Source organism: Dactylosporangium sp. NPDC005555 (assembly GCF_040605635.1).
In the GTDB taxonomy this organism is placed as follows: domain Bacteria; phylum Actinomycetota; class Actinomycetes; order Mycobacteriales; family Micromonosporaceae; genus Dactylosporangium.
Map to the genome: position 1 here is coordinate 55,790 of NZ_JBEXDG010000007.1, position 18,003 is coordinate 73,792.

11 protein-coding genes are annotated in these 18,003 nt (G+C 72.2%); 5 read left to right on the forward strand and 6 right to left on the reverse strand.

What is annotated here, in order from left to right; genetic code table 11:
- Window positions 1-13 precede the first annotated feature (13 nt).
- Window positions 14-1,108: a pyruvate dehydrogenase (acetyl-transferring) E1 component subunit alpha gene (gene pdhA / locus ABZS58_RS10460; protein WP_354779792.1), complete on the reverse strand. Its 1,095-nt coding sequence runs from the start codon at window positions 1,106-1,108 to the stop codon at window positions 14-16.
- Window positions 1,109-1,239: 131 nt separating this feature from the next.
- Between pdhA and ABZS58_RS10465 the strand changes: the two genes are divergently transcribed.
- The 3 genes from ABZS58_RS10465 to ABZS58_RS10475 all read left to right on the forward strand — a co-directional run bounded on the left by ABZS58_RS10465 (window position 1,240) and on the right by ABZS58_RS10475 (window position 8,690).
- Entirely contained in the window at window positions 1,240-1,707 is a 468-nt protein-coding gene (locus tag ABZS58_RS10465; protein ID WP_354779794.1) for an Lrp/AsnC family transcriptional regulator, read from the forward strand.
- A gap of 283 nt (window positions 1,708-1,990) precedes the next feature.
- On the forward strand, window positions 1,991-7,486 hold the full coding sequence (locus ABZS58_RS10470) for a biotin carboxylase N-terminal domain-containing protein (protein ID WP_354779796.1): 5,496 nt from the start codon (window positions 1,991-1,993) through the stop codon (window positions 7,484-7,486).
- Between the two features lie 109 nt (window positions 7,487-7,595).
- Window positions 7,596-8,690, forward strand: coding sequence for a crosslink repair DNA glycosylase YcaQ family protein (locus tag ABZS58_RS10475; RefSeq protein WP_354779798.1), 1,095 nt, complete (start codon window positions 7,596-7,598; stop codon window positions 8,688-8,690).
- On the opposite strand, the gene ABZS58_RS10480 is transcribed toward ABZS58_RS10475, so the two are convergent.
- Both ABZS58_RS10480 and ABZS58_RS10485 read right to left on the reverse strand, forming a co-directional pair.
- Window positions 8,687-10,288 carry a TerD family protein gene (locus tag ABZS58_RS10480; RefSeq protein ID WP_354779800.1) on the reverse strand — a complete coding sequence of 534 codons (1,602 nt, stop codon included), beginning with the start codon at window positions 10,286-10,288 and terminating at the stop codon, window positions 8,687-8,689. The genes ABZS58_RS10475 and ABZS58_RS10480 overlap by 4 nt on opposite strands.
- A 78-nt stretch (window positions 10,289-10,366) precedes the next feature.
- Entirely contained in the window at window positions 10,367-10,699 is a 333-nt protein-coding gene (locus tag ABZS58_RS10485; RefSeq protein WP_354779802.1) for a putative quinol monooxygenase, read from the reverse strand.
- A gap of 63 nt (window positions 10,700-10,762) precedes the next feature.
- On the opposite strand from ABZS58_RS10485, the gene ABZS58_RS10490 reads away from it, so the two are divergent.
- Window positions 10,763-11,716, forward strand: a complete 954-nt coding sequence (locus ABZS58_RS10490; RefSeq protein ID WP_354779804.1) for a hypothetical protein — start codon at window positions 10,763-10,765, stop codon at window positions 11,714-11,716.
- A 110-nt stretch (window positions 11,717-11,826) separates the two neighbouring features.
- Window positions 11,827-14,409 (forward strand): glycosyl hydrolase family 18 protein, encoded by a 2,583-nt coding sequence (locus ABZS58_RS10495; RefSeq protein ID WP_354779806.1) that lies wholly within the window; start codon window positions 11,827-11,829, stop codon window positions 14,407-14,409.
- Window positions 14,410-14,458: 49 nt separating this feature from the next.
- Here ABZS58_RS10495 and ABZS58_RS10500 read toward each other — a convergent pair whose 3' ends face one another.
- The 3 genes from ABZS58_RS10500 to ABZS58_RS10510 all read right to left on the reverse strand — a co-directional run bounded on the left by ABZS58_RS10500 (window position 14,459) and on the right by ABZS58_RS10510 (window position 17,966).
- The gene (locus ABZS58_RS10500) at window positions 14,459-15,595 is read right to left on the reverse strand and encodes a cupin domain-containing protein (RefSeq protein WP_354779808.1); all 1,137 of its coding nucleotides are present in this window, start codon (window positions 15,593-15,595) and stop codon (window positions 14,459-14,461) included.
- A 184-nt stretch (window positions 15,596-15,779) separates the two neighbouring features.
- Window positions 15,780-17,042 carry an Nramp family divalent metal transporter gene (locus ABZS58_RS10505; protein ID WP_354779810.1) on the reverse strand — a complete coding sequence of 421 codons (1,263 nt, stop codon included), beginning with the start codon at window positions 17,040-17,042 and terminating at the stop codon, window positions 15,780-15,782.
- 72 nt (window positions 17,043-17,114) lie between these two features.
- Window positions 17,115-17,966: an alpha/beta hydrolase gene (locus ABZS58_RS10510; protein ID WP_354779812.1), complete on the reverse strand. Its 852-nt coding sequence runs from the start codon at window positions 17,964-17,966 to the stop codon at window positions 17,115-17,117.
- Window positions 17,967-18,003: the final 37 nt, after the last annotated feature.

Genomic DNA, 18,003 nt, shown 5'->3' on the forward strand with positions numbered 1-18,003 from the left:
TCCCGCACGGCGGTCATCGGGGGGCTCCTTCTCGGCTGAGCTCGTCGGCGACCAGCGCCGCCTGCTCCCGCAGCTGCGGCGTCGGCGTGGCGTACACGTGCGCGAACAGGTCGGCGGGGTCGGGTTCGACGTCGCGGTTGAGGCCGTCGCGCAGGTGCGCGGCGACCCGCTCGGCCTCCTCCGTGAACGTCGTGAGCTGCTCGTCGCCGATGAGGCCCCGGTCGAGCAGGTGGGCGCGCAGCCGGGTGATCGGGTCCCGCTCGACCCACGCCGCGACCTCGGCGTCGGCCCGGTAGCGGGTGGCGTCGTCGGCGTTGGTGTGCGCCTGCATCCGGTACGTGTGCGCCTCGACGAGCTGCGGGCCGCCACCGGTGCGGGCCCGCTCGACGGCGGCGCCGAGGACCGACAGCAGGGCGGCGACGTCGTTGCCGTCGACGCGTTCGCCGGGCACCCCGTAGCCGATGCCCTTGTGCGCGAGGGACGGCGCGGCGGTCTGCCGGGACAGCGGGACACTGATCGCGTATTCGTTGTTCTGGACGAAGAACACGACCGGCGCCCGGAACACGGCCGCGAAGTTGAGCGCCTCGTGGAAGTCGCCCTCGCTGGTGCCGCCGTCGCCGCACATGGCCATGACGACCGTCGGCTCGCCGCGCAGGCGGGCGGCGTGCGCGACCCCGACGGCGTGCGGCAGCTGCGTCGCCAGGGGCGTGGCGTGCGGGGCGACGTGGTGCTCGTACGGGTCGTAGCCGCAGTGCCAGTCGCCCTTGAGCAGGCTGAGCGCCTCGACGGGGTCGACGCCCCGGCCGACGGCGGCGACGGTGTCGCGGTACGTGGGGAAGAGCCAGTCGCCGTCGTCGAGGACCTGTGCCGCGGCGACCTGGCACGCCTCCTGCCCGTGCGACGACGGGTACACGGCGAGCCGCCCCTGCCGCACGAGCGCGTACGCCTGGTCGTTGAGCCGGCGCGCGGTGAGCAGCGCGCCCAGCGCCCTGACGAGGGCTCCGGCTTCGGGCATGGCGTAGGCCCCGGGGTCGAGGGCCCGGCCGCGCGCGTCGATGAGGGCGACCGGTTGGTCGCCCGGCAGCAGGTGACTCGGGTCACGCGTCATGCCGCAATCCTGGGCCCCGCGCCATTCGCGTTCCACTGTCGCGCACAAACCGAGAAGATGGAGTCGTTACCGCCGCCGTACGATGCCAAACGTCCAGACTTAAGGCTCGTTCAGGAAGGGGGCTTGGACAGGTGGCCGCCCCGCTCGACGACATCGACCGGCGCATCCTGGTGGAGCTCAGCCGGGACGGGCGCATGTCGATGCGCACCCTCGCCGAGCTGCTGCACATCTCCCGCGCGAACGCCTACGCCCGGGTGCAGCGGCTGCGGGACACGGACGTCATCCGCGGGTTCCGCGCCGACGTCGACCACGTGGCCGCCGGCATGGGCACGTCGGCGTACGTGACGGTCAACCTGCGCCAGGCCGAGTGGCGGGTGGTCGGCGAGCGGCTGCGCGCCCTGCCGGGCGTCGTGCACATCGCCCTCGTCGGCGGCGAGTTCGACGTGATCCTGCTCGTGCGCGCCAAGGACAACGCGGACCTGCGCCGCCTGGTCCTCGACGTCATCCAGGGTATGCCGGGCGTGGTGAGCACCCGCACCCTGCTGGTCTTCGAGGAGTTCGAACCCCCGACGTCGGCGGCGATGTGGGAGCACCACTAGCCGGCGGAGACCGCACGACCACGCCGGGTCACCCTCCGTTCATTCGAGCGATACTTGAGTGACGCCGGTCACCCTCCTCCTAGGAGTTGGCGCAGCGTCTGTTTGTAGGATTCTGACAACGCGTGGGGTCCGGGATGCGTGAGGCGGCACAGTGGCGTACTCGGCGGTAATCACGCAGGGTGTAGCAAGGTGCAGGCGGCGCTCCGGGACCCGGACGTCGCCTGCTGTGTGTCGGCACGGCCGCTCTGCGGCGTGGGCCGTTGGTTCTTGGGAGGCTCAACCGGTGTTCAAGCGTGTCGCCATCGTCAACCGTGGAGAGGCCGCGATGCGGCTCATCCACGCCGTCCGGGATCTCTCCGCCGAAACCGGGGCGCGGATCGAGACGGTCGCCCTCTACACCGACGCCGACCGCGCCGCGACGTTCGTCCGGGAGGCGGACATCGCCTACCCGCTCGGTCCCGCGTCGGCACGGCCGTACCTGGACCACGCCGTCCTGGAGCGGGCCCTCGTCGAGACCCGCGCCGACGCGGCCTGGGTCGGCTGGGGGTTCGTCGCCGAGGACCCCACGTTCGCGGAGCTGTGCGAAAAGCTCGGCGTGACGTTCGTCGGCCCGAGCGCCGAGGCGATGCGCAAGCTCGGCGACAAGATCGGCTCGAAGCTCGTCGCCGAGGAGGTCGGCGTCCCGGTCGCGCCGTGGAGCCGCGGCGCGGTCGCCACCCTCGACGACGCGCTGCGCGCGGGTGAGCAGATCGGCTACCCGCTGATGCTCAAGGCGACCGCCGGCGGCGGCGGGCGCGGCATCCGCATGGTCGCCTCCGCCGAGGACCTCACCGACGCGTACGAGCGCACCAGCCAGGAAGCGCTGCGCGCCTTCGGCTCCGGCGTCGTCTTCCTGGAGCGCCTGGTCACCGGCGCCCGGCACGTCGAGGTCCAGGTCATCGCCGACGGGCAGGGCACCGCGTGGGCGCTCGGCGTCCGCGACTGCTCCGTCCAGCGGCGCAACCAGAAGATCATCGAGGAGTCCGCGTCGCCGGTCCTGGCCGCCGCGCAGGTCGATGAGCTGAAGGCGTCCGCGGAGCGGCTCGCCATCGCCGTCGGCTACCGGGGCGCGTGCACCGTCGAGTTCCTCTACCACCCGGGCGAGCGGCTCTTCGCGTTCCTCGAGGTCAACACCCGGCTGCAGGTCGAGCACCCGATCACCGAGATCACCACCGGCACCGACCTGGTCAAGCTGCAGCTGCACGTCGCCGGCGGCGGCCGCCTCGAAGGCCCGCAGCCGGCCGAGATCGGCCACGCCGTCGAGGCCCGGCTCAACGCCGAGGACCCCGACCGCGACTTCGCGCCGTCACCCGGCCGCATCGCCCGGCTCGCGCTGCCCGCCGGGCCCGGCATCCGCGTCGACACCGGCGTCAGCGAGGGCGACACCATCCCCGCCGACTTCGACTCCATGATCGCGAAGATCATCGCGTACGGGCGGAACCGCGACGAGGCCCTCGGCCGCCTGCGCCGCGCCATGGCCGAGACCACCGTCATCATCGAGGGCGGCACCACCAACAAGAGCTTCGTGCTCGACCTGCTCGACCAGCCCGAGGTGATCGACGCGAGCGCCGACACCGGCTGGATCGACCGGGTCCGCGCCGAGGGCCGCCTCGTCAGCCACCGCCACTCCGCGGTCGCCCTCGCCGCCGCCGCGATCGAGGCCTACCAGGACGAGGAGGAGATCAGCCGGCACCGGCTGCTGTCCACCGCGCACGGCGGGCGCCCCCAGGTCCAGCACGAGACCGGCCGGCCCCTCGACCTGAAGCTGCGCGGCGCCGCGTACCGGGTGAGCGTCGCCCGCATCGGGCAGCGGCGCTACCGGGTCGGCGTCTCCGGCGGCGGCGACGTGCACCCCGTCGACGTCGAGATCGAACGCTTCGACGCGCACAGCGGCCGCATCGTCGTCAACGGCCACCGCTTCCGGCTGGTCACCGCCACCCACGGCCCGATCCACCTCGTCGAGGTCGAGGGCACCACCCACCGGATCAGCCGCGACGAGGGCGGTGTCGTCCGCTCCCCCGCGCCGGCGCTGGTCGTCGCGACCCCGCTCACCGTCGGCGACGAGGTCGAGGCCGGCGCGCCCATCCTCGTGCTGGAGAGCATGAAGATGGAGACGGTGCTCCGCGCGCCGTTCCGCGCCCGGGTCCGCGAATGCCCCGTGTCGGTCGGCAGCCAGGTCGAGACCGGCGCGCCGCTGATGCGCCTGGAGCCCCTCGCCGACGGCGACGCCGCCGCCGAGGCCACCGAGACCGCGATCGTCGAGATCGACCTGCCGCTGGAGCCTGCCGACGTGTCCGCCGTCGACCGGGTGCACCGCGGCCTGCAGGACCTGCACAGCCTGCTGCTCGGCTTCGACGTCGACCCGCAGGACGGCCGGCGCCTGCTGTCCGGTTACGTGGCCGCCCGCACCGAGCTCGGCGGCCGGCCGCTGCCCGGCGAGGTCGACCTGCTCACCACGTTCGCCGACCTGTCCGAGCTGAGCCGCAACAAGCCCGGCGGCGAGTTCGAGGACGAGCCCGGCAGCCCCGTGCACAGCCCGCGCGAATACTTCCACAGCTATCTGCAGAGCCTCGACGTCGAGCGCGCCGGCCTCACCGACGGTTTCCAGGCGAAGCTGCGCAAGGCGCTCGGCCACTACGGCGTCACCGAGCTCGACCGCACCCCGGAGCTGGAGGCCGCGGTCTTCCGCATCTTCCTCGCCCAGCAGCGGATGAGCACCGACGTCGCCGTCGTGTCGGAGCTGCTGCGGCAGTGGCTGGCCGGCCCGCCGCCCCTCGGGCCGCCCACCGGGTCGCTCAGCGAGCGCGCCGGTCTCGCCCTCGAGCACCTCATCGAGGCCACCCAGGTCCGCTTCCCCGCCGTGTCCGACCTGGCCCGCGGTATCGTGTTCCGCTGGTTCGCCCAGCCCCTGCTGCGCCGCAACCGCGCCAAGGTCTACGCCGCGGTCCGCGCCGACCTGAACCACCTCGACCGGCACCCGGACGCGCCGGACCGCGCCGAGCGCATCCAGGCGATGGTCGCCAGCGCCGAACCGCTCGTCCGGCTCATCGGCCAGCGGATCGGCCGGCCCGGCGTGGACCACACGGCGCTGCTGGAGGTCCTCACCCGCCGGTACTACGGCAACCGCGCCCTGTCCGGGGTCACCGCCCGGGAGGCGGCCGGCTGCCGCTTCGTCACCGCGGACCGCACCGACGCCTCCGGGGTCGTCCGGGTCGTCACCACCGCCGCCGACATCGCCGCCCTGCCCGCGGCGCTCGAAGCGGTCGGCGGCTTCGCGGCCGGGGTCGCCGAGAGCGGGCTCGTCGCCGACCTGTACGTGACCTGGGAGGACCAGCCGGACGCCGACGCGATGGCGGTGCGCCTGCAGCAGCTGCTGACGCAGCGGCCGCTGCCGGCCGGGGTCCGCCGGATCACGACGACCGTCGCGGGCACCAGCGGCGCCGTGATGCACCACCACTTCACCTTCCGCCCGGACCCGGACGGCGCGTTCGCCGAGGACCGGCTCATCCGGGGGCTGCACCCGCAGATCGCGCAGCGGCTGCAGCTGCACCGGCTGCGCGAGTTCGACCTCACCCGGCTGCCGTCCGCCGACGAGGAGATCTACCTGTTCAAGGCGGTCGCGCGCAGCAACCCGGCCGACGAGCGGCTCATCGCGATGGGCCAGGTCCGCGACCTGACGCCGCTGCGCGAGGCCGACGGCCGGCTCGTCGCGCTGCCCGCCGTCGAGGACGCGGTCACCGCCGGGCTCGACGCGATCCGCAACATCCAGGCGCAGCGCCCGCAGAACAAGCGCTTCGACACCAACCGGATCCTGATGTACGTGTGGCCGTCGACCGAGCTGACCGGCGACGAGCTCAACGCGCTCGTCCAGCGCATCCTGCCGACGACCGCGGGCGCCGGCCTCGAAGAGGTCCAGTTCATCGCCCGGCAGCGCAACTCGGCCGGCGACCTCAGCGAGGTCGCGGTCCGCATCACCCTCGACCACGGCCGCGGCGTGCAGCTGTCGGTCGACAAGCCGTCGACGGAGCCGTTGCAGCCGCTCGACGACTACCGGCAGAAGGTGCTGCGCGCCGCCCGCCGGGGGAACATCTACCCGTACGAGCTGACCGGGTTCCTGTCCGGCGCGGACGGCACGTTCGTCGAGCACGACCTCGTCGACGGCGCGCTCGTGCCGGTCGACCGGCCGAGGGGGCGCAACACGGCGGCGATCGTCGCCGGTGTCGTCACCACCCCGACCGAGCGGCACCCCGAGGGCGTCACCCGCGTCGTCCTGCTCGGCGACCCGACGAAGGCGCTCGGCGCCCTCGCCGAGCCCGAGTGCTCCCGCATCATCGCCGCGCTCGACCTCGCCGCCGCGCTGCAGGTGCCCCTCGAATGGTTCGCGCTGTCCGCCGGCGCGAAGATCTCGATGAGCTCCGGCACCGAGAACATGGACTGGGTCGCCGCCGCCCTCAAGCGGATCGTCACGTTCACCCAGGCCGGCGGCGAGATCAACATCGTGGTCGCCGGGATCAACGTCGGCGCCCAGCCGTACTGGAACGCCGAAGCGACGATGCTCATGCACACCAAGGGCATCCTCGTCATGACCCCCGACTCGGCGATGGTCCTCACCGGCAAGCAGTCCCTGGACTTCTCCGGCGGTGTGTCCGCCGAGGACAACTACGGCATCGGCGGCTACGACCGCGTCATGGGACCCAACGGCCAGGCGCAGTACTGGGCCCGTGACCTGCCGGCCGCCCGGGACGTCCTCATGGCGCACTACGACCACACGTACGTCGTGCCCGGCGAGACCGGCCCGCGCAGGGCCGCCACCGCCGATCCCTTCGACCGGGACGTGTCGGACTTCCCGCACGCGATCGTCGGCAGCGACTTCACCACCGTCGGCCAGATCTTCTCCGCGACCCACAACCCGGACCGCAAGAAGGCCTTCGACATCCGGTCCGTCATGCGCGCCCTGTCCGACCAGGACCACCCCGTCCTGGAGCGCTGGGCCGGCATGGCCGACGCCGAGACCTCCGCCGTGCAGGACGTGCACATCGGCGGCTGGCCCGTCTGCCTCATCGGCATCGAGTCCCGCTCCGTGCCGCGGCGCGGTTTCCCTCCCACCGACGGCCCCGACACGTACACCGCCGGCACCCTCTTCCCCCGCTCCTCGAAGAAGACCGCCCGCGCCATCAACGCCGCCTCCGGCAACCGCCCCCTCGTCGTCCTGGCGAACCTGTCGGGCTTCGACGGCTCCCCCGAGTCGATGCGCAAACTCCAGCTGGAGTACGGCGCCGAGATCGGCCGCGCCATCGTCAACTTCGAAGGCCCGATCGTCTTCTGCGTCATCTCCCGCTACCACGGCGGCGCGTTCGTCGTCTTCTCCAAGGCCCTCAACCCGAACATGACGGTCCTCGCCCTGGAAGGCTCGTTCGCGTCGGTCCTGGGCGGCGCCCCGGCGGCCGCGGTCGTCTTCACCGGCGACGTCAACAACCGCACCGCCACCGACCCGCGGGTCACGGACCTGCAGTCCCGGGTCACGGCCGCCACGGGCGCGGAGAGGGCCGCCCTGAACGCCCAGCTCGCCGAGGTCCACTCCGCGGTCCGCGCGGAGAAGCTGGGCGAGGTGGCCGCCGAGTTCGACCGCGTCCACAACATCCAGCGCGCCGTCACGGTCGGCTCGGTCGACGACATCATCAGCGCCGCCGAACTCCGCCCCCGCATCATCGAAGCCATCGAACACGGCATGAAACGCTGATCCCTGCTCGCGTCCCAGCGGTGCGCCGGACCGGTTCGACGGGTCTGGCGCACCGATGGGACCGGGGCCTCACATCCCCTTGCCCGGACGGGAGGGTTAGCCTCGGGTGATGACCACGCACCGGCTCTCGATCGTCGACGCGCGGCGCATCGCCGTCCGGGCGCAGCTGCTCGATCAGGAACGGCCCACCGGGCTGCTCGACGTGGTGCGGCATCTGACGTTGCTGCAGATCGACCCGACGGCGGCCGTCGCGCCGACCGCGGATCTCGTGGCGTGGAGCCGGATCGGGGTCGCCTACGCGCCGGCCGACCTCGTCGAGGCGCTCAAGCGGCGGGACCTGGTGGAGCTGGCGGCGACGGTCCGGCCGGCGGAGGACCTGGCGCTGTACACGGCGGAGATGACGCTGCGCCGGGAAAACGCGCCCGGGGCGTTCAAGTATTCGCGGCATCAGGAGTGGATCCGGGCCAACGACGCGTGCCGGCGGGACATCCTGGCGCGGCTGGCGGCCGAGGGGGCGCAGCCGTCGCGGGCGATCCCGGACACGTGCGCGGTGCCGTGGGCGTCGACCGGGTGGACCAACGACCAGAACGTCATCCGGCTCCTGGACCTGATGGCGGCGATGGGTGAGGTCGCCGTCGCCGGGCGGCAGGGCCGCGACCGGCTGTGGGACCTCGCGGAACGCGTGTATCCGGCCGACCCGCCGGTGCCGGCGGACGAGGCGCCGAAGCGCAGGGCCGAGCGGCGGCTGCGGGCCCTCGGGATCGCCAGGGCGAAGACGACGGAGGTGCCGATCGAGCCGTGGGGTGTCGGCGACGTCGGCGAGCCGGCGGTGGTCGAAGGCGTGAAGGGCACGTGGCGGGTCGACCCGGCATATCTCGACCAGCTAGGAGAGACAGGCAGGACCGCACTGCTGTCGCCGTTCGACCGGCTGATCCACGACCGGAAGCGGGCCCTGGAGCTGTTCGGGTTCGACTACGGCCTGGAGATGTACAAGCCCGTCGCGAAACGGCGCTGGGGCTACTACGCGCTGCCGATCCTGCACGGCGACCGGCTCGTCGGGAAGCTCGACGCGGCCGCCGACCGCAAGGCCGGCATCCTGAAGATCAACGCGGTCCACGAGGACGAGCCGTTCACAAGAACGACAGCAGCGGCCGTCAAGCAGGAGATCAGCGAACTCGCCGCGTGGCTCGATCTGAAGGTCTAGATCCGGGCGCCCTTGGCGAGGTTGCAGCGGCGGCACAGCAGCTGCAGGTTGCCGGCGCTGGTCGCGCCGCCGCGGCTCCACGGGATGACGTGGTCGAACTCCAGATACTCCGTCGCCTGGCACTCCACGCACGCCCCGCCGTCGCGGCGCCACACCTCGGCCCGCACGGCCGGCGGGACCGCGCGGGAGTCGCGCTGGGTCGGCACCGTGGCGAGGCGTTTCGCGATCTTCAGCACGCCGGTGAGGACGGCGGCGACGTACTCGGCGTCGCCGACCTCGTAGGTGCCGCCGCCGCGGGAGGTGGTGGCCGCGACGACGACCGTGCCGTATTCGGGGCGCGCCTCGACGACCTTGGCCCAGGCGAGGTCGGAGCCGGCGCTGTCGCCGACGAAGCGCAGCTTGGCGTTCGTCACGATCAGCCGGCCGCTGCTGCGCTTGGTGCCCCTCGCCTGCTGCTGCAGCCGCGTCGCCGGCAGCTCCAGGTGCAGGATCTCGTCCGCGTCGAGGTGCAGGGTGCTGGAGGTGACCCGGGGCACCTCACCGTTGCTGATCAGCCCCAGCTCGAGTCCGCGGCGCAGCCTGCGGCGCATCTGGCTGATCGCCGGGTCGACGACGCCGAGCGCGCGGACCGCCTCGTCGAACGCGTCCATCTCGTGCTGCTCGATGATCCCGTCGGCGAAGGCGAACGTCAGGAGCCGGTGCAGGTGGTGCACCGCCGACGGGCGCAGCGCCTCCCGTCCGGCCTCCTCGCGGACCCGGTAGTAGCGCAGCTCCGCCCACAGGTCGTCCCAGGCCGCGCCGGTGGTGCCGGTGGCCGCCAGGACCCTGGCCGCCTTGGTCCGCCACACGGTGAGGACTCCGTCGATCTCCGGCGCGCACCTGCGGCAGGTGGACGGCACGCCCGCGTAGCTGCGGTACTTCGGCCCGCCGCACCGTCCGCAGGCCGTGGGCGTGTCGTGGCGCAGCGGCACTGTCTGCACCGTCCATTCGGTGCCGTTCCACCACCGCAGCAGGGAAGGGTCGCCGGGCGCGAGATACCAGTCGGCCCGCACCCGCTGCGCCGGCACCGGGTCCGGAGCGGGGTCGTCCGACGAGACGGTCACGCCGTAGGCCGTCGCCAGGCCCTCCAGGCCGGAGTCCCAGCCCTGCCCGATGGCGCGGAACTTCCAGCGGCCCTGCCGCCGGTAGAACTCGCCGAACACCATCGCGGTGACCGCCTCGACGTCGCGCACCGGGAACGTCGCGAGGACCCGCCCGCGCCGCCCCCGCACGGTGATCTCGAGGCCCGGCACGGTGTCGAACGTCCCGGCGTCCATCGACCCGGCGATGACGACGCTGCCGATGTCCGCGGGCACCTTCGCCAGATCGACGACCAAGGTCGCCGCGCGCGGGCCGTCGGTGCGCAGCTCGACCGCGCCGGAGGCGTCCCGCGGCTGGTTGTAGAACACGAAGTCCGCGTCGCCGCGCACCTTGCCGCCCTCGTCGACCAGCAGCGCGCACGGGTCGACGGTGACGTCGGCCCGCCAGGCCACGAGGGCCTGGACCGACGTCTCGTCGAGCGTGATGTTCGCACCGCGGGCGAGCGCTGCGGTCGTCATGCGGGGGCACCTCCGGGGTGTGAGCGTATCGACACGATATCTCGCAGTCGATCAACGCGGCGCACCCTGGACCGTCCACTATGGAGCTGACGGCACCGCCAGCTCGCCGAGCAGCGACCAGTCGTCCTGCTCGACGGTGGCGTTGACGATCCGCGGCGTCGCGGCGAGATACTGCGGCAGGGTCCGCTGCGCCTCCTTGAAGTGCGCCGACCGCACGTGCGCCCCGCCGGCGTCACCGTCGCGGAACGCCTCGACGAGGACGTACTCGCAGGCGTCGTCGAGGCTGCGGGACCAGTCGAACCACAGGCAGCCCGGCTCGGCGCGGGTCGCCGTGGTGAAGTCCGCCGCGATCTCCGGCCACCGCTCGGCGTGCTCGGGCTTGACCTGGAACTTCGCCGTGATGAAGATCATCGTTCTCCTTAACCGTCGCGTCACCTCACAGTACCGACGGGCCGCTCTTGTAGGCTGCCGAAGGTGACGGAACCCCTGGCGCTGCCGCCGTGCGAGCCCGGCGGGCCGGACCCGGGAGCCGTGACCGCCTCGATCGCCGCGTGGATCACCTCCGCGGCCATGCGCGACCTTGTCGGGCATTTCGGCGGCGAGGTGCCCGCCGGACCCGTGCACGCGACGCTGGACCAGGTGGCGGAGTTCTCCAAGGTCTGGGACTTCCGCGCCGGGACGAAGGAACGGTTCGACACCGCCCGCGTCGGCTACGGCGCCGACGACGCGCGGATCCGGGCGCTCATCCACACCCTCGGCCTCGGCGGCACCGCGCCGGCGCGTGACCGCTACGACCACGTGGTGATCCTCGGCGGCGGCATCCGGGTCACCCTCGGCCGGGCCGGCTACACCGCCCGGCTGCTCGAAGGCGGCCTGAGCGCCGGGACGGTCGCCGGACTGGGCAGCCTGCGGCACCGCGACGACCGGGAGCACCGCGAGGGCATCCGCCTCGGCCTCGGCGCCCTGGAGACCGAGGCCGACATGATGACGGCCGCGCTGCGCCGCTTCCTGAACCTGCCCGAGCCCGTGCAGACGCGCACCGGCGACGGCTGGTGGCACCAGATCTGGCCGCAGTCCTTGCCGCAGTCCTTGCCGCGGCCCGCGGTCCACGTGCTCGCCGCCGCGTCGACCCGGCCACCGCTGCGCGCGAGCACCGCCTGCTCCCTGCTGGGCTGGGTGGAGCACGTCCACACCCCTGCCCCGGCGGACCGGATCCTGCTGGTCACCAACGACCCGTACGTGCGGTTCCAGCACTGCGACGCCATCCGGCTCCTGGGGCAGGTTTACGGCTGCGGCATCGAGACGATCGGCATGGACGAGCTCGCGACGACCGAGTGGGGACGCCCCCTCGCGACCACCGAACTCCTCCAGGAGGTCCGGTCCTCGATCATCGCGATGCGCAACCTCTACCAGGCTTTCCAGAAATAAGTCGCGTACTAAGGCGCCGTTAAGCCTGGCTCTTGCGCATCCTCGTCGATGGCCGCTATACATCTAGGACACTTTACTGTTAACTTTATTAACGGTTGGCGGAGGGTTCCATGCGTCGACGCACCCTGCATCTCCTGTCCGCCGCGACGGCCGCGCTCGTGGCCGCCTCAGCGGCGTTCTTCGTGACCACCGCCAACGCGGAGGTCGACCACGCCGCCTGCCGTCCGGACGGGCTCTACCCGACCCCGGGCGTCACGGTGCCCTACTGCAAGGTCTACGACACCAACGGCCGGGAGAGCCTGGGCTCCGACCACGGCCGGCGGATCATCGGCTACTTCACCAGCTGGCGTACGGGCAAGAACGGCGCGCCCGCGTACCTGGCCAACCAGATCCCGTGGGACAAGATCACCCACGTCAACTACGCGTTCGCGCACGTCGACGGCGCCAACAAGATCTCCGTCGGCACCCCCACGGCGGCGAACAACGCGGCGACGAACATGACGTGGCCCGGCGTCGCCGGCGCGGAGATGGACCCGGCGTACTCGTACACCGGCCACTTCAACCTGCTCAACAAGTTCAAGAAGCAGCACCCGGCGGTCAAGACGCTGATCAGCGTCGGCGGCTGGGCCGAGACCGGCGGCTACTTCGCCGACAACGGCGACCGCATGGACTCCGGCGGCTTCTACCGGATGACGACCAACAGCGACAACAGCGTCAACGTCGCCGGCATCAACACCTTCGCCGACTCGGTCGTCACGTTCCTGCGCACGTACGGCTTCGACGGCGTCGACATCGACTACGAGTACCCGACGTCGAACGCGAAGGCCGGCAACCCGCTGGACTTCGCGCAGGCGGACGCGAAGCGGGCCGGGCTCAACGCCTCGTACCACCTGCTGATGAAGACGCTGCGGGAGAAGCTCGACGCCGCCGCGGCCAGCGACGGCAAGTACTACATGGTGACCGTCGCCGCGCCCGCGTCCGGGTGGCTGCTGCGCGGCCTGGAGTCCTACCAGGCGCTGCAGTACCTCGACTACGTCAACATCATGTCGTACGACCTGCACGGCTCCTGGAACCACTTCGTCGGGCCGAATGCGGCGCTGTACGACAACGGCGACGACGCGGAGCTGTCCCAGGGCGGCGTGTACGGCGCGTACTCCAACATCGGCTACCTCAACACCGACTGGGCGTACCACTACTTCCGCGGCGCGATGCAGTCCGGCCGGATCAACATCGGCGTGCCGTACTACACCCGCGGCTGGCGCGGCGTCACCGGCGGTACCAACGGACTCTGGGGACGCGCGGCGCTGCCGGACCAGACGAAGTGCCCGGCCGGCACCGGCGGGGCGATCGGCTCGACCACCCCGTGCGGCAACGGCGCGGTCGGCATCGACAACCTCTGGCACGACGTCGAGCTCAACGCCGAGGTCCCGGCCGGCGCCAACCCGATGTGGCACGCGAAGAACCTGCAGGAGGGCCGCACCGGTGACTACCTGGAGGCGTACGGGCTGACCCCGGCGACCGACCCGGAGGACCGGATCACCGGCACCTACACCCGCAACTACTCCAGCGCGCTCGTCGCGCCGTGGCTGTGGAACGCGCAGAAGCAGGTGTTCCTGTCCACGGAGGACGACCAGTCGCTGGGCACCAAGGCCGACTACGTGGTGAACAAGGGCATCGGCGGCGTCATGATCTGGGAGCTCGCCGGCGACTACGCGTGGGACGCGGCCCGCAACGAGTACTACATCGGCAACACCCTGACGAACCTGCTGTACGACAAGTTCAAGACCGCGGCCCCGTACGGCGCCCGCAAGGCGAACATCACGATGCCCACGGCGACGCTCAACGTCGGGGTGTCGATGGGCGGGTTCGCGCTCGGCGACAACAACTACCCGATCAACCCCGAACTGCGGCTGACCAACAACACCGGCGCGGCGATCCCGGCCGGCTCGACGCTGGAGTTCGACTACCCGACCACCGCGCCGGGCAACCTCAGCCAGCAGTCCGGGTGGGCGCTGACCACCGTGTCGACCGGGCACACCGGCAGCAACGTCGGCGGCCTCAAGGGCGACTACAACCGGGTCCGGCTGACGGTTCCGGCGATCGCGGCGGGCGCGTGGGCCGAGGTCACCCTCAACTACCAGCTGCCGATCTCCGGCCCGTCGAACTTCACGCTCACCATCGGCGGGCAGACCTACGCGCTGTCGGCCGACTACGCCCGCGGCGGCACCGTGCCGACCGCCTCCCCCACCGTGTCGACGAACCCGTCGACGGGCGGCTGCACCGCCCCGGCGTGGGCGGCGGGCACGGTGTACACCGGCGGGAACCTGGTGTCGCACAACGGGCACACGTGGAAGGCGCAGTGGTGGACGCAGGGCGACACCCCGGGCACCAACGCGGTCTGGGTCGACCAGGGCGTCTGCTCCGGCCCGTCCCCGTCGACGTCGGTCTCCGTCTCGCCGTCGGCGTCGAGGTCGCCGTCGACGTCACCGTCGCCGAGCCGGTCCACGTCGCCGTCCACCTCCACCGGCACCGGCTGCGGGTCGCTGCCGGTGTGGAACGCGGCAACGGCGTACAGCGGCAACGCGGTCGTGCAGCACCTCGGCCGGAAGTACCGGGCCAAGTGGTGGACGCAGGGCGAGAACCCGACGACCACCGGCCAGTGGGGCGTCTGGGAGGACCAGGGCGCCTGCTGATCTGACCCGGCCGTGGCGGGCCCTTCGGTAAGGCCCGCCACGGCCGTCCTCAGCGGGTGATGCGCGGCTTCGTGTGCGGCAGCGCCTCGATCGTCGCCCGGTCCTGGTTGAGGGTGGCGGCGGCGACCTCCGGCGGCGTGTTCGCCATCCACTGGCTGACGGAGATGTCCTCGAAGCGCGGGTTGCGGAACATCTCCAGGAACACCAGCGGTTCCTTGCCGGTGTTCTCGATGTAGTGCCCGTACGCGAACGGCACGTAGCCGACGTCGCCGGCCTGGTAGTTGAACGTGCGGTTCATGCCGGAGCCGGCGAAGACGCCCATCCGGCCGGTGCCCGCGATGTAGTACTGCCACTCGTCGTCGGTCGTGTGCCAGTGCAGCTCGCGCATCCCGCCCGGGTCGATCTCCACGAGCGCGGCGCTGATCGCGTTCGACGCCGCGAACCTGGTCGAGTCCACGACCCGCGCGGAGCCGCCCTTGAAGCGTTCCGGGGTCTCGGCCAGCATCCGGTGCTTGAACGTGCGCGGCACGTCGCCGGTCGGGCTGACCAGCTTGTCGGATTCGAGGGCCGACGGGACCTGCCCGTCGAAGATGTACTTCTCCCGCTCGGGCAGCTTCGCCAGCTGCTCCGGCGACCAGCCGAAGTTCTTCGCCAGGACGCTGCGCGGCGTGTGCGCGAAGTAGTCGCTGATCATGAACGTCGAGTTCTCCGAGAACATGCCGTCGTCGAAGACGAGCAGGAACTCCACGCCCTCGCCGAGCGCCTGGATGTGGTGCGGGACGCCCTTCGGGAAGAACCACAGGTCGCCGCGCTGGACGTCGTCGAGGAACGTGCGGCCCTCCTGGTCGACGGCGCCGATGCGGCAGCTGCCGTCCAGCACGTACGCCCATTCGGACTGCTTGTGCCAGTGCATCTCGCGGTACGCGCCCGGGTTGAGCTTCATGTCGACGCCGGCGAGCTGGGTGGCGACCGGCAGCTCCCGTTGCGTGACCTCGCGGGTCCAGCCGCCCTCCTCCATCCTGGTGTGCGCCATGGACATCGAGAACTTCAGGTTGGGGATCGTGCCCGCGTCCTCCGCCGGTGGCGTGAGCAGGTCCGGGTTCTGCAGGTCGAGCTCGATGTTGCGGGGTCCGGTGTCGGTGCCGCCGCGGATGCCGCGCTTCGGCTGGGGCAACGTCTGCGTCATGGATGAGGCCTTCCTGGTCGGGTGACGGGTGGTCGGTGCTCGGGACGGGTCGGTCGGTTTCGCCGGCCGGGTCTCGCCGGCCGAGTCGCCGGCCGGGTCTCGCCGGCCGAGTCGCCGGCCGGGTCTCGCCGGCCGAGTCGCCGGTCGGGTCTCGCCGGCCGAGTCGCCGGTCAGGTCTCGCCGGTCAGGCGAGCAGCAGCACCGGCAGGGCCAGGCCGACGGCGGCGACGATCGAGGCGGCCACCGCCGCGGCGGCCGTCGTGCCGCGGGCGTTGACGAGCGGGCCCATCAGCGCCCGGTCGCGGCAGAAGTGGATGAGCAGGAACAGCGCGACCGGCACCCCGAACGACAGCACCACCTGGCTGGCGACGAGCAGCGTCGTCAGGGACGTGCCGGCGGTCAGCAGCGCCACCGCCGGCGCCATGGTGACGAGCCGGCGCAGGTACACGGGGACGCGCCGGCCGAGGAACCCGCCCATGACGACGTCCCCGGCGAGGGTGCCGACGCCGGAGGACGCGAACCCGGACGACAGCAGCGCCACCGCGAACGCGAGCGCCGCGAACCCGGAGACCCGCTCGGCGAGAACGGTGTGCGCGTCGAACAGGTCGCCGGTCCAGACCCCGGCGGTCAGCGCGCCGAGGCCGGCGCCGAGCGCGATCATCGACACGTTGACGGTCGCGGCGGCGCTCAGCGCGATCCCGCAGTCGAGCTTGAGCGCCCGCCGGACGGTCCGCGGGTCGGCTTTCGCGCGGGCACCGGGCTTCGACAGCGCCGAGTGCAGGTAGACGGCGTGCGGCATGACGGTCGCGCCGACGATGCCCATGGCCAGGACCACCGACCCGGCGCCGTCCAGCCGCGGGACCAGCCCGGCGGCGAAGCCGCCCGCCGACTGGTGCCCGGCGGTGAGGAGGTCGTACATGATGCCGGCGCCGATCAGGAGCAGCGCCGCCGCCGTCGCCGACTCGAACCATCGGGTCCGGCCGCGCCGGCGCAGGGCGAGGAGCAGCAGCGAGACGACGGCGGTGACGACCGCGGACACGGCGACCGGCATCCCGAACAGCAGCCGCAGGCCGATCGCGGCGCCGACGAACTCGGCGAGGTCGGTGGCGAGGACGACGAGTTCGGCCTGCAGCCACAGGACCCGCCGCCCCCACCGCGGGAACCGGTCCCGGCACAGCTCCGGCAGGGACCGGCCGGTCGCCACGCCGAGCTTCGCCGCCTGGTACTGCACGAGGATCGCGACCGCGCTGGCGGCGACGACGACCCAGACGAGGCGGTACCCGGAGGTGGCGCCGGCGGTCAGGTTGGTGGCGACGTTGCCGGGGTCGACGTAGGCGATGGCGGCGACGAGGGCCGGTCCCATCATCGGCGCCAGCCTGGCCGGCCCGGCGGCCCTGACACCGGGCGCCGGGCGATCGGTGACGACGACGTGCGTGCGGTCCGCCATGGTGTCGAGCGTCCGGGCGGCGCGGGCGGGGCGGCCTCACGCCGCAGGCATGAAACCGCCCCGGTGCGACGGTCAGGCGCGCGACATCGCGGTCGCGCCGATGAACTCCATCGTCGCCCGGGCCACCTCGCGCGGGTGGGTCCACGGGATGCCGTGCGGCGCGCCCTTCAGGGTGACCAGCCGCGCGTCCGGCAGCATCGGCTGGAGCCGGGCGCCGGTCTTCGCGTAGGGCAGCACGTTGTCCTGGTCGCCCTGCACGATGAGCACCGGCACGTCGATGCGCGGCAGGTCGGGCCGGAAGTCGGTGAGCCAGGCGCTGACGCAGTCGTGGGTGCCCTTCGCGGAGCCGCGCGCGCCGATGTCCCAGTGCCCGCGGAACGCCTCCTCGCTCACCCTCGTGCCCTTGTTCTCGTCCCAGTTGAAGAACGCCTTGCAGAACTGGGTGAGATAGGCGAACCGGTCGTCGAGGATCGCCGCCTGGAAGCCCTCGAACAGGCTCCCCTCGACGCCCTCAGGGTTGTCGGACGTCTTGAGCAGGAACGGGGCGAGCGGCGCGAGCAGCACCGCCCGGCTCACCCGCCGCGAGCCGCGGGTGCCGAGGTACCGGGTGACCTCGCCGGTGCCCATGGAGTGCCCGACGAGGACGGCGTCGCGCAGGTCGAGCTTCGTCATCAGCGCGTCGAGGTCCGCGGTGAGCGTGTCGTAGTCGTAGCCCGTCGACGGCTGCGACGAGTTGCCGAAGCCGCGCCGGTCGTACGTGATCACCCGGCGCCCGGCGGCGAGCAGCGGGATCGTGAGCTTCTCCCAGGTGGCGCCGTTGAACGGGAATCCGTGGATCAGCACCACCGGCTGCCCCGAGCCGTGGTCCTCGTAGTACACGTCGATCGGGCCGTTGTTCTCCGTCCCGACGGTGATGTAGGGCATGGTGGCCTCCTCCGGCCGGAAGTCGCGGACGTTTCCG